The sequence below is a fragment of the Kamptonema sp. UHCC 0994 genome (genome assembly GCF_029167235.1).
Taxonomy (GTDB): Bacteria; Cyanobacteriota; Cyanobacteriia; order Cyanobacteriales; family Microcoleaceae; genus Kamptonema.
On the sequence record NZ_JARFTR010000294.1, the window covers coordinates 1 to 14146 of the forward strand.

Below are 14146 nucleotides of genomic sequence, written 5' to 3' on the forward strand. Positions count from 1 at the left end.
GTAAAGAAACCGCCCAGAGGGCGGCGTTACGAATATCTTTCCTCATCACCTTAGCAAGCAATTAACAATTAACAATTAACAATTAACAATTATGATAAATCCAGCAGAATATCGGCAACGGCGCGAACAGTTAATGGCTAAAATTGGCAGCGGAACCGCAGTATTTCGCAGTGCCCCAATGGCAGTAATGCACAATGATGTCGAATATGCCTATCGCCAAGATAGCGATTTTTTATACTTAACTGGTTTCAATGAAGCCTCTGCTGTAGCAGTATTTGCACCCCACCACGAAGAACACAAATTTGTACTATTTGTCCAGCCAAAAGACCCCGAAAAAGAAACTTGGCATGGCTATCGCGCTGGCGTAGAAGGCGCAAAAGAAATCTACGGTGCAGATGAAGCTTATCCAATTAATGAGTTAGATGAAAAACTACCTAAATATTTAGAAAAAGCAGAGCGAATTTACTATCATTTAGGGCGCGATCGAGTTTTCAACGAAACCCTCCTCAAACACTGGCAGCGTTTAATGGCAACCTATCCTAAACGCGGTACTGGGCCAACAGCCATTGAAGATTCTAATCTAATTTTACACCCAATGCGCCTCGTTAAAAGCGAAACTGAATTAGAATTAATGCGAAAAGCTGCTGATATTTCAGTTGACGCTCACAATCACGCAATGGAATTCGCAAAACCGGGGCGTTACGAGTATGAAATCCAAGCCGAAATCGAGCATATCTTTCGCCTACGGGGTGGAAACGGCCCTGCTTATCCTTCAATTGTCGCATCAGGTCGTAACTCTTGTATTCTCCACTATATTGAAAATAATCGTCAACTTCAAGATGGAGACTTGTTACTAATTGATGCAGGTTGTGCTTACGGTTACTATAACGCCGACATTACCCGCACATTTCCCGTAGGTGGCAAATTTACTCCCGAACAAAAGACAATCTACGAATTAGTTTTAGAGGCACAATTACAAGCGATTGCCGAAGTTAAACCCGGAAATCCTTACAGCAAAGTTCACGAAACTGCTGTGCGAGTTCTAGTAAAAGGTTTAATGGATTTAGGCCTCCTCTGTGGTGACATTGAAGAGATAATTAAAGAAGAGAAATACAAGCCATTTTATATGCACCGGACTGGACACTGGTTAGGATTGGACGTTCACGATGTCGGCGTTTATCAGTACGGTGAAAATCCCCAACTTTTGCAACCAGGACAAGTTTTGACAGTCGAACCGGGAATTTATATCTCTCCAGAAATAAAATCAGTAGAAGGACAACCAGAAGTCGATCAAAAATGGCGCGGAATTGGCATTCGTATAGAAGATGATGTGTTAGTAACACCAGATGGTCATCAAGTGTTGACAGCCGCAGTACCTAAATCTGTGGAATCATTAGAATGGTAATGATTATCTAAATAGGCACTTTTACTGATTTGGACTTAACCAATCAGATTTAAAATCCGATTTCTACCCCCTTTAAAAAGATTGGGATTCGGGGGGAAATGTAGCAGCCTGACTTTTTATGTATCTTTCATTTATTTAAGCCTAAAGTTAGATGTAAAATTTCTAATTTTATGTTTGCTAACCTTTATAGAAAATTATCCTATCAGCTTTGAAAGCGAGTAAATTCATAACTTTATATATACTTGCGGTATTTACTTAGACTAGCAATCATCGGGATACCAAGACTGGTAGCAATACGCAAATATAACGAGGGAAACACCCTATTTTGCTGCCAAAATTCGCAATATCTACATTGATAAGATTAGACTATAAGCATTGCTGCTGCCAAAAGACTTTTGAAAGCTTTTGCTTTTCTGCACCTCAACTGAATCATCTCTAACGCGAATAAATTGCATTAACTTTGAACTATACTTTTTACGTGAATTTACGTAAATACCAAATCAGGAAACTTTATAAAAAATTTTACTTTATTTGGGAACTAACTTTTTTTACCTCTAGTCATAGTCAATATATAGGTGCATCTCAAAAGCAGCAAATATATCTGTTGCATAACTCCATATATCCACAACATTTGTGGGTAAAAGTTGTTTTAACTTCTGGGGTATTGAGATGCACTTGTTTTTTGGACTAGCTTTCTTCTGCTTAATTTTGTGAGGTATATCCTATGGACTTAGAAAATCAACAATTAGGAACCACACCTAGCCCCATATCAAGCGATCCTGTAGGAACTACACCTAGCCCCATATCAAGCGATCCTGTAGGAACTACACCTAGCCCCATATCAAGCGATCCTTTAGGAACTACACCTAGCCCCATATTAAGCGATCCTTTAGGGACTACACCTAGCCCCATATCAGATAACAATTCAACGGGAACTTCCACAAGTTTCACGCCAATTTTCACCACAACTGCTATCGAGGACAGTACCACTGGAGTCACCCTCGATTCGCTGTATGATGAAACAACTTATCTGGAACAAAATCCAGATATCAAAGAAGCCATCAAAGAAGGTAAATTCAAAAATGGCAAGGAACACTTCGACAAATTTGGTAAAAAAGAGCAGCGCGAATTTAGCTTCATTTTCAGCGCCAAATACTATCTTACTGCCAACAAAGATGTAGATGAAGCTTACCAAAAAGGAGATGTAAAAGATCCCGTAGAACACTTCCTTAAGTTTGGTCAATACGAAGTCAAACGCGAGACTAGCATCTTCTTCAGCAGTAGCTATTATCAGGAGAAGAACATCAGCGTCAAAGATGCGATGGGAAAAGGAGAAGTAAAAAGTGCTGCCGAACACTTCCTTAAGTTCGGGATTAAACAAGAACTTAGCTTCTCTGCAATATTCGACACCGAATTTTACCTGAAAAAGTACCCCGGAGTCAAAGAAGCGATTGACAAAGGCGTAGTTAAGAGTGCCGCAGAGCACTTCTTAAAATACGGGATAGAAGAAGGCCGAATTTGCACTTCTTTGTTCGACAAGAACTATTACAAAGCCAAACATCCTGAAGTTGACGACAAGATCAAAAAAGGCAAATTCAAAAGTGCTTTTCAGGAATGGATCAAAGAAGGATACTTCGAGGGTTTTAGCCCCAACGCCCTGATCGATCTTAGCTATTACGAACAAGAAAATCCTGGCGCAGACAAAGACATCAAAGACGGCAAATTCATCAATCTCCTCGACCAATTCCTCAAAAAAGGATTAAAGGAAGGATTCAGCGCCAACGCCATCTTTGATACCGAATTCTATGGAGAAAAGCATTCAGAAGCAAAGGATGCAGTCAAATCAGGGAAATATAGCAGCCTGTTTGAATACTTCCTCAAAGAAGGTCTCCAAAAAGGTGACATCTGCACTTCCTTATTCGATGATAAATTTTACCAAGAAGAGCATCCAGAAGCACTGGAAGCTGTTAAGTCAGGTAAATATAAAACCATCTTTGAATACTTCCTCCAAAAAGGGATGGCCAAAGGTGATAACCCCAATCCTCTTTTTGATGGCGAATTTTATTTAGACAGCAATTCAGAAGCAGCGAACGCTGTCAAGTCAGGCAAATACAAGGATGCCCTCGAATACTTCCTCAAAGTCGGGATGGCAAAAGGGGATACTACTAGCCCCTTATTTGACGCTGATTTTTATCTAGAAACTAACGCAGAAGCGTCCGCAGCCGTCAAATCAGGGAAATATAAGAGTGCCTTTGAATACTTCTTGAAAGTAGGATTTGACAAAGGCGACATCCCCACAGCTCTTTTTGATGGCGACTTTTATAGTCAGCAGAATGCTGAAGTAGACACCGATATCAAAGGCGGGAAGTTCAAGAATAAATTTGAGCACTTCCTCAAAAAAGGGATTAAAGAAGGATTAAGCTTTAATCCTTTGATTGACCTCAATTTTTACAGCCAGCAGAATACTGAAGTAGACATTGACATCAAAGCAGGTAAATTCAAGAACAAAATTGAACACCTGCTCAAAAAAGGTCTGAAAGAAGACTTGAAGATCAACCCTTTATTTGATGTCGCCTACTATCGACAGAACTTCAAAGTTGAAGGTAACAGTAGCTTCCTCTTCTTCCTCAAAACTGGGGCGGCACGCGGCGACATCCCGACAGCAAACGTTAATGCCTTTATCCAGTTTATCCAGCAAAATAAGTTAACTGTCATCATCAACCTCCCCGGAAATGTCCCAGGAAATGACACTCTGGAAACACCACAACAAGGTGATATTACTTGGACGGGTACAAACGGGCCTGACAGAAAGCAAGGATTTGCTGGTAACGACAACTTCGACGGCCGAGGTGGTAACGACTTCCTATTCAGCGGGCCAGGCAATGATTACCTCCAAGGCGGCGAAGGTAACGACTTCCTAGACGGCGAACAGGGTAACGACACTCTCGTTGGCGGCGCTGACAACGACACACTATGGGGTGGTCAAGGAAGTGATTCTCTATTGGGTGGTGCTGGCAACGACTTCCTGTTAGGCGAACAGGGCGAAGATACCCTCAAAGGTGAAGCTGGCAACGACACCCTCGTTGGTGCTCAAGGCAATGATTTACTCGAAGGTGGAGAAGGTAATGACTCCCTCAGTGGGGGAGAAGGTGCCGATGTCTTTGTCTTCGGGACAAATGTTGGCAGCGATATCATCTCAGATTTCGTCAGCTCTACTGATAAGCTGCAAATCACTTCCTCTGGAACTGTGAGCGTATCGTTCACGGGTTCTTCTGCTGTGCTGAACTTAAACAATAACGGCACTATCACCCTCTTAGGTGTCACCTCTCTGGGAGCAAGTGATATCCAAATCCTGGGTGGCGGTTCTCTGATTGGCCTGACGAGCAGCACAGCAACTCTGACCACTGTGACAGCCTACGGAGATTACAGCACCTTCACAGGCCCAATATTCTTCGATGGCTCTACTGGTACTGGCGGTTCAGTGACAGGTACAGCTTTTGCAGACATCTTTAAAGGTGGTTCCGGCGCAGATATCTTCAATGGCGGTTCCGGTGCAGACTTGTTCTACGGCGGCTCTGGTGCTGATATCTTCAGCGGTGGTGTTGGTGCTGACACCTTCAACGGCGGTGCAGGCGATGACACCTTCACCGGTGGCGATGGTGCCGATGTCTTTGTCTTCGGGACAACTGTTGGCTTAAACGAAGGCAACGATATCATCTCAGATTTCGCCAGCTCTACTGATAAGCTACAAATCACTTCTTCTGGAACTGTGAGCGTATCGTTCACGGGTTCTTCTGCTGTGTTGAACTTAAACAATAACGGCACTATCACCCTCTTAGGTGTCACCTCTCTGGGAGCAGGCGATATCGAAATCCTTGGTGGTGGTTCTGTAATTGGTCTGACGAGCGCAACTCAGACAACTTTGACAGCTTATGGAGATTACAGCACCTTTACAGGCCCAATATTCTTCGATGGCTCTACTGGTACTGGCGGTTCAGTTACAGGTACAGCTTTTGCAGATATCTTTAAAGGTGGTTCCGGCGCAGATATCTTCTCTGGTGGTTCCGGTGCAGACTTGTTCTACGGCGGTGCTGGTGCTGATACCTTCAGCGGTGGCTTAGGCGACGATACCTTCAGTGGTGGTGCTGGCAATGATTCCTTAACAGGTGGCGACGGTGCTGATGTCTTTGTCTTCGGGACAACTGTGGGCTTAAACGAAGGCAGCGATACTATCTCCGGTTTTGCGACGGGTACTGATAAGCTACAAATCACTTCCTCTGGAACGGTAAGCGTATCCTTCAGCGGTGGCGATGCTGTCTTGAATTTGAACAATAACGGCACTGTGACGTTGTTAGGTGTCACCTCTCTGGGAACAAGCGATATCCAAATCCTCGGTGGTGGTTCTGTGATTGGCCTGACGAGCACGAGTGCAACTCAGACAACTTTGACAGCCTACGGAGATTACAGCACCTTTACAGGGCCGATATTCTTTGACGGTTCTAGTGCTACTGGTGGCTCAGTGACAGGTACAGCTTTTGCTGACATCTTCTCTGGCGGTTCCGGCGCAGACAATTTCTCTGGTGGTTCCGGCGCAGACTTGTTCTACGGTGGTGCTGGCGCTGATACGTTCAGCGGTGGTGCTGGCGATGACACCTTCAGTGGTGGTGCTGGCAATGACTCTTTGACAGGTGGCGATGGTGCTGATGTCTTTGTCTTTGGCACAACTGTGGGCTTAAGCGAAGGCAGCGATACTATCTCCGGTTTTGCGACGGGTACTGATAAGCTGCAAATCACTTCCTCTGGAACGGTAAGCGTATCCTTCAGCGGTGGCGATGCTGTCTTGAACTTGAACAATAACGGCACTGTGACGTTATTAGGTGTCACTTCTCTGGGAACAAGCGATATCCAAATCCTCGGCGGTGGTTCTCTCAGCACTACAACCACAGCTAGCACAACTCCTATCACCTTCAATGCTTCTGCTCCTGGCGTTTACGACTTCAGCGGCAGTACAGTAGCTGTGAACTTTGTCGGTAGCTCTGGCATCAATAATGTGACGGCTACTGCTTACGCTGATACGCTCTACGGCTTTGACGGTGATGACATCTTCAACGGCGGCTCTGGTGCGGACATTATCAGCGGTGGTTCTGGTGCTGACTTGCTGACTGGCGGCGCAGGCAATGATGTCTTTGTTTACAGCTCTACCAGTGAGGGTGGCGATACGATTACCGACTTCGTGACGGGTGATGTATTGCGCTTCAGCTCTGCGAACTTCGGCGGATTCACTTCTGTTACCTACCAGGCGGCTGCTAATACTAGCGTTAGCGTTGTGGGTGCTAATTTTGTGGACTTCAGCGGAGTTGCCTCTATCACCTCTCTGGCGCAGGCGATCGATCAGTTCGCTGTGCAGTCAGGTGCTTCTGGGCCTGCTTTCATCCTGTATAACAGCGGTGCAGGTAGCGCATTGGCCTTTGATTCTAATGGCACTACTGCTGGCGGCGGATTCAATATTACCAACTTCAGTGGTGTAGTGACTCTGACGGCAAATAACTTTACTTTGTTGTAAAGTTGGGCAGTTTGGTAGCTAAAAAGTTGGGCGGGTAATGCTCGCCTGAGTTAAAGTTAGCAAAGGTGCGATCGCTCTTTATGGGCAATCGCACTTTTGTTTTTTAGGTTAGGTTATTTCAATAGGACTTATAGCTAGGGACTAGGGAAGAAGGGAAGAAGTTTTCAAACCCTGGAAGGGCGAAGCATTTGGGTACAAAATACTGGTTTTTAGCAGAAATTTATCGCCCGAATGCTTCGCCCCTACATCACATTTGATAGGCAAGAAAACACGCCCTAGCCGCTCTATTCCCCTTCTTCCCTAGCCTCTAGCCCCTAGCCGCTCTATTCCCCTTCTTCGCTAGCCCCTAGCCCCTAGTATGCTCCCCCGGATCAAAGATTTAGCTACTACTCTCGCACCTCGCTTGATTGAAATTCGCCGTCACATCCATTCGCATCCTGAGCTCAGTGGTTGCGAATATCAAACCTCTGCCTATGTAGCAGGTGTTTTGTCTTCCTGTGGCCTCCACGTCCAAGAATCCATTGGCAAAACTGGTGTCATTGGGGAACTCAAAGGGGTAAAGGAGACTGGCGAATGGCTGGCGATTCGCACGGATATGGATGCTTTGCCGATTCAAGAGCGCACTGATTTAGATTTCACCTCTCGTAAGGCTGGGGTGATGCACGCTTGTGGTCATGATGTCCATACGACTGTTGGTTTAGGCACAGCAATGGTATTGTCTCAGTTAGCAGAACCGCTCAAAGGTCATGTCCGTTTCTTGTTTCAGCCAGCAGAGGAGATTGCTCAAGGTGCTAGCTGGATGATTAAAGATGGTGCGATGCAGGATGTGAAGGCAATTTTGGGGTTGCACGTTTTCCCTAGCATTCCCGCAGGTTCAGTGGGAATTCGACATGGGGCTTTGACGGCGGCGGCGGATGATTTAGAATTGACGATTGTGGGAGAATCTGGTCATGGAGCTCGTCCCCATGAAGCGATCGATGCGATTTGGATTGCTTCGCAGGTGATTACTACTTTGCAACAGGCGATCGCACGGACACAAAATCCTTTAAGGCCAGTCGTGTTGACAATTGGGCAAATTAGTGGTGGCAGAGCTCCAAATGTGATTGCCGATCGCGTTAAATTGCTCGGAACTGTGCGATCGCTTCACCCTGAAACCCACGAATCTCTCCCTACTTGGATTGAACAAATCGTATCGAATATCTGCCGCGCTTACGGTGCTAATTACGAGCTTAGTTACAAGCGAGGCGTGCCCGGAGTGCAAAACGACCCCACCCTCACCCAATTAGTAGAAGCCTCAGCTTTGGAAGCTTGGGGGCGATCGCGCGTGCAAATTCTACCAGAACCCTCCCTTGGTGCGGAAGACTTTTCTATGTATCTCGAATCCACCCCTGGTATGATGTTTCGCCTGGGAGTCGGGCACAAAGACAAACCCAATTACCCGCTACATCACCCCCAATTTGATGTTGATGAATCCGCCATTTTTACTGGCGTTGTTACCTTAGCTTATGCTGCTTATAAATACTGGCAACAGCCCAATTAGTCACCTTTTTTTTCCCACTTACTATCTTGTAAAGAATTGCCAATCCCCTGAAGAACTCCCCGTCCTATCAAACCAATTCCTCTTCCAATAACTTGCGTCAGTACATAGACAACTCCCGTGCCAAAAAAAGCTATAATTGCTCGAACACGAGGAGAAATAGCGTCCCTGAGTTCTAATACCAGTGTCACTACCAATGGTACGCCAGAAAGTTTTGCCAACTCCTGATTTCTAGGAGAATAAATTGATATTTTCTGAATTCCTATTTCATTCAAAGCTAACAGCAAAAAGCGGCTTTCAAAAATCGCCTGCGGTTCCCAAAATAACTTTTCCATGCGATATTTCCAAGACAAATTATTCCGAAATTTCTCAATTTCTCGCGTAGAAATTAACTGGCGGTCATAAAATTTTTGTTTGATTTCTTCTAAATCTGCAAAATTATTTAATAGCGGTTGTACTACCCCATTAGCTACTTGAATCACTAAATTTTCTAGCATTACTTGCGCTCTAACCATCGCTTCTGGACTACCAGCAGAGCAGGAAATATTATCAATTATCAGGGGAGTTTGATATAGTAAATGAGCAAAAAGTTCTACTACTAGGGGAATTTTGTCAAGAATGGCTGTCTCAACCAGTTGAGCATCTTGCAACAATACTGGCACAACTTCTATTCGCTCTTGTCTCTCTGAAAATAACAAGGAAGAAGGAGGAAGAACAAATGAGGAGTTTTCCCCAATATCAGTCTCTTTTTGTAGAGGCGATTCTCCTCTAGTTCCCACCTCCCCAACATTTCCTTTCTCTATCCGTAGCGTGTAATATTTGCCGAAAAAATCTGCGATCGCATCTTGCCACAAATCTTGGACAATAGTAGAACGCTTTTCTGATAATTGCTGCAACTGGACTTCGGAAAAGCGCAATTCATCAAGGATATCCTGCAATTTTCGCAAGATTATATACATCAAGTCATGTTTTTTAGTTAGCCGAAAGATATCGATTTCCAGTGGAAGGCCAGTCAAGTTAACTAAACCAGACTGCAATTTTGCCGCCGTTGCACCAAATAAAGCCCCTTGTAAATCATTTGTGGCTGACAACTGAGGAGATGATTCTGAAGTGCTAATTGCAGTAAGTAAATTGGGAGTTGGTAATGGGGAATTAGTTATTTTATTGTTGGCTATTCTGCGGTTAATTTGCTTCTTATCTTCGGCAACTTTCTGTTCCTTATTAGTAGGTAATAGCTGACTAACAATCCAGCGAGCAGCTAACAATTCGCGGCGGCGACCGCTGAGTAAAACCCAATCCGTCAGAGATACAAAATTTTCTTTTTGTAATAGTCTCGAATCTTGTAATTGTGTGTTGATTTCTGCGAGCGCCGCATCAATTTGCCGCATTCCCGATCGGGAAAGATGAGCAATTAACTTTCGATGTACAGAGTATCTGGGGAAGGCAGCATCCGGTCGAAATTCGCTTTCTCCTACTTGTACTGAGTCGGTTAAAGGAGTAGTATTGCTCTCGTTTTCTTGCTCCTGCGATCGCTCTGGCCAATAACTTTCACCAGATGCTACTAGGCGAATAGCTGCTACGATCTCTGCAACTGCTATGCCTTTTAGACAATAGCCATTAGCACCAACTTGCTTTGCTCTTGCCAAAAGAGCAGGCGTGATACTTCTCGCCAGTAGCAATAATGGTAAATTGGGGTACTGGGTTTTGAGCTGCTGACACAGTGTCATCTGAAGGGAAAAATCTTGCTCAGTAACGTCTGAGAGCGAAATCTGGCTGTCTAAAATCCAAAGTACCAGATGGGGGGTGTTGTCGTCGCCAAGAGCAGCGATCGCATTCAAAACTTCATTCCCAGACTCTATCTCTGCGATCGCTTCCAAGTCAGGGTACTGTTCGCAAGCGACCCGCAAACCCAGCCGGAAAATGGGGTCGCCTTCAATTACCAACAATTGCAAATTGGTCATAAAGTTGTTAACTGTTAATTGTTAACTGTTAATTGTTAACTGCTAACTGTTAACTGTTTACTGCTAACTGTTAACTGTTTACTGTTTACTCAGGAAGCAAATTACTATCGGGAGATCGGGGAGGCTCAGCACTAGGCGGCGGAGGTTCAGCGGGAGCGGGCACTTCCTGAGCAGGCGGAGCAGGTTCTGGCTCAGCGGGTGGTGGGGAATATTCCTCTTGCGGTGGTGGTGGGGAATATTCCTCTTGCGGTGGCGGAGGTGAATAAGGCTCCTGTTGTTGAACAGGAGGTGAATAAGGTTCCTGTTGGGGTGGGGGGGGTGAGTATTCCTCTGGTGGCGGCGAATAAGGTTCCTCTGGTGGCGGCGAATAAGGTTCCTCTGGTTTAGCTGGAGCCGAATAAGGCTCCTCTTGCGGTGCGGGTTCTGTATATTGAGCAGCCGGTTCTGCCACAGGTGGGGGGGCGGAAATCGCATTACGTTCTGCGGCCCAGCGATCGATCGCACCTTGGGCTTCCGGGTAGAGCGATCGTCCATAGCCAATCTGAGCAGCCATACTGATTGCTGCACCCAGACTTCCTTGAGCGGCTAACTGAGATGCTTGATTGAGAATAGGTCGGTCTTGGGCGATTTGCTGTTGGGCAACCCATTGAGAGATATTGGCTTGAGCTTGAGCATATAGTGCCCGATTGTTCTTAATCTGGGAAGCTTGATCAATAGCCTCACCAAGCTTGCCCAGCTTAGCAAGAGCTTGGGCTTGATTTAACAGGGGTTGGTCTTCGACGATTTGAATGCTTTTTGTCCACTGCGCGATTAGGGTTTGCGCCTCTATCCGTAGGGGGCGGCCTTGAGCGACCATCCTAGCTTGTGCGATCGCCGCATTCAATCCCTCTGAAGTTCCTGGCGCTGCTAACTGCCTAGCCATTAAAACGTATGGTTGGTCTTCAATACGAAGGATTTCTTTGCGCCAGTAAGCAACTAAAGTCTGGGCATGAACCCGCCTCGGTTGCCCTGGATCGATAGTTTGAGCTTGGTCAATAGCTAGCTGGAATGCGATCGGCTGCCCGAAACTGGCGATCGCGCTAGCCATCTGGAGTTGTAGCAAATCTTCAAACTGTACCTGTAAATCTTTAATTTGGTCTTGAGCTTGTTGATAAAGAGGGCGATCGGGAGCAATTTTAGCCGCCGCCGCCTGTCCTTCTAATAGCGCAAAAATATGTTGTGGTAGCGGCGTACCGATCGACTGGTTCCAAGTAACAGCCTGAGCGCGACCTAACTGCATCAAATCTTGAGCTTCAGCATAGAGAGCAGAATCAGCCGGAATCACATTAGCCGCTGCGATCGCCCCATCCAGGTTTTTTTCCTGCAACCGCTGACGCGCTATGCCCAGCAAAGCGCGGCTCCAGGTAACGATTTGGGCTTCTCCCTTCGTATAGGCAAAAAGCTTCTTCCCAATTTTGCCAGCTAAAGCGATCGCCTCTCCCAACTTCTCAGGGCCTCCCTCAGCAGCCAAATCCTTAGCCTCTCGGAGCCGCTGCCAGCCCTGTCTTTCCAGCGTAATTTGCTCTACAAGGTCATTAAAACGTTTTTGACCCCAAAAAACATTATCCAATTTAAACAGAGCTTGAGCGTACTCTGAAGCTTTCCTCAAATCCTCTGCCTTCAAAGCTTCTTGCGCTTTCTCGTAGAGCTTTTGACCCTCTTCCCAATTATTTTGCCACCCAGCAACCGCTTTTTCAACTTCTGAGTAAGCTGGGCTAGTTTTGGGAATTTTAGCTACAATCGCCAGCGCTCCATCCAAATCTCCTACTTCAATCTTCGCACTTGCCAGCCCCAAAATTGCTTTCGACCATTCCTCAGTAAGCTGTAGAGATTGTTCGTGAAGAGGATGCTCCGGCGGCCAACTTTCAACCAAAGCCAAAGCTGCCAGTATTTGCTCCAACTTCCCGGACTTCGCTGCTTGCTGAGCGCAGTAGAGCCGTTCCCCATCCGCCGCCACAGGGGATAGCTGCTGGCAATTGGGCGGCGGCTGTACCGCCAGCAACCAGAGCAGTGCACCACCACCTGTCAGACCAAATGCCACGAGAACACCCAGCCACATCAATTGCCATCGCCAAAAACCTGTTTTGCCCCCTTTCACTTTGCCTCTAGAGACTAGCGACTCTGGGAGATCGTCGGCTGCACTTAAATCGGGCTGGGGATTTGGGAGTGAGTTGTACCTAGCTGGTGGTTTGGGGAATTTGTCGGATTGTCGTCTTGCCATTACTTCAGCCTGTCCTGTAATGCTCTATAGAGCTTAACCCAATTGGGAGCAAAAGTGACATACTCCCACACCAACCGCTTTTAAAAATCTAGGTAAACCTAGCAAGACTCAGCGGTGTAAGTTTCTTAAGCATTCTTTCCTATCGCTTACGCTTCCTCAATGTCGAGGTTGCCCAGGAAATCCCAGTTAGAGTTAGAATAGTAACTATGTCTATTAGTTATTATTCCAGATTGCTTGATTTTTTTATTCAGTTGATGCCACAGGCTCCAAACGTGCTTTGTTGAATTCACCTCAACAAAGGCGGTTAAGGAGCCTGGTATTTTTTCGGACAATCTCATTCCCCTGCGGCCGATAACTAACGCCGCCGCGACCTCACTAGCCAAGCCATACATCCTTAAATATTTGACTAAGCCAATCACACTGGAATAAGCCGGATTGACCGTTATTAATTCAATTCCTCTGTTAGAAAGTATATAATTCAACAACTTGAAAAACTCAGAATAAGCCCATCCTGATAGCATCCGAGCGTATTTCTTGCCACGTTCTCTAAGTTGCTCTTTCTTGGTTGAAAAGTCTAATTCTTCACAAACTACAGGACATTGAAACTTGATAGCTAATGCCGATAATTCTAGGCAAGCTTTCACAATTTGAGCCTGTTGTTTACCGTTTGGCAAACCAGTTTGCAATGGGATTTGACCCTGTGACCTCAAGTTGCCGACCGTATCAATATAAGCCCAACCAATTGAGCCAGGATTCATATCAATACCAATACATCCATAATCTACAGAACGAGATACCCGCTCAACCTCTGACGCTGTAAAACTCACCGCAACACACCATTTATCATCCTTGTAGTAGAAGTGCCAAGTTTTAGCACCCGTAGCAGGTAATCTGTTAATATTGCGAGGGAAGTTGCCAATCTGAGAATCTACATTTTTACCAAACTTAGATTCTAAACAAACTGGCACTCTAACTCTTAAATTATCACCATTCCACTGACACACCTGATTGCCGTAAGATTCATCCTTAGAGCCAACAATCAAGGCTTGATTATTGGGTACTCTAACCCTTACAGGGATTGACTTTAAGACGGATAATATTTGCCGATACCTGGTCAGCTTACGTTTTTTGTTGTGTATCTGAAAACGTAATTTTTGCCAGTTAGTTTGACGATACTTTAGGTCACTAGATAAGGGAAATCCACAGCCACTTTTACTGTTTTGCCAGTTCTTTTTAGCGTAAAACTTACGAGCTAATTTAAGTTTTCTCTCAGCTTTTTTCAGCCAAGCTTCACAAGATTTAGCTTTGCCTTCTAAGGTTTTTATGTGTGAAATACGGCATTCCTTAGCACCATCAACAGCACCCTTAGCCGATGAAATTACACCATTGGCATGACGTTTATTAATACCGTAAGTTTTTT

6 protein-coding genes are annotated in these 14146 nt (G+C 45.5%); 3 read left to right on the forward strand and 3 right to left on the reverse strand.

Annotation, left to right across the window (positions count from 1 at the left end; genetic code table 11):
• Positions 1 to 91: 91 nt before the first annotated feature.
• The 3 genes from PY364_RS26470 to PY364_RS26480 all read left to right on the forward strand — a co-directional run bounded on the left by PY364_RS26470 (position 92) and on the right by PY364_RS26480 (position 8508).
• A complete protein-coding gene (locus PY364_RS26470; protein WP_275570700.1) occupies positions 92 to 1405 on the forward strand; it encodes an aminopeptidase P N-terminal domain-containing protein in 1314 nt (437 codons plus the stop codon).
• Between the two features lie 724 nt (positions 1406 to 2129).
• Positions 2130 to 6968 (forward strand): calcium-binding protein, encoded by a 4839-nt coding sequence (locus tag PY364_RS26475; protein WP_275570701.1) that lies wholly within the window; start codon positions 2130 to 2132, stop codon positions 6966 to 6968.
• A 358-nt stretch (positions 6969 to 7326) separates the two neighbouring features.
• The gene (locus tag PY364_RS26480) at positions 7327 to 8508 is read left to right on the forward strand and encodes a M20 family metallopeptidase (RefSeq protein WP_275570702.1); all 1182 of its coding nucleotides are present in this window, start codon (positions 7327 to 7329) and stop codon (positions 8506 to 8508) included.
• Here the strand turns inward: PY364_RS26480 and PY364_RS26485 are convergent.
• The 3 genes from PY364_RS26485 to PY364_RS26495 all read right to left on the reverse strand — a co-directional run.
• Entirely contained in the window at positions 8505 to 10466 is a 1962-nt protein-coding gene (locus PY364_RS26485) for a DUF3685 domain-containing protein (RefSeq protein ID WP_275570703.1), read from the reverse strand. The two genes, PY364_RS26480 and PY364_RS26485, sit on opposite strands and share 4 nt — an antisense overlap.
• Before the next feature lie 85 nt (positions 10467 to 10551).
• The gene (locus PY364_RS26490) at positions 10552 to 12726 is read right to left on the reverse strand and encodes a hypothetical protein (protein WP_275570704.1); all 2175 of its coding nucleotides are present in this window, start codon (positions 12724 to 12726) and stop codon (positions 10552 to 10554) included.
• 146 nt (positions 12727 to 12872) lie between these two features.
• On the reverse strand, positions 12873 to 14146 hold a 1274-nt coding region (locus PY364_RS26495; RefSeq protein ID WP_275570705.1), incomplete at its 5' end, for an IS200/IS605 family accessory protein TnpB-related protein.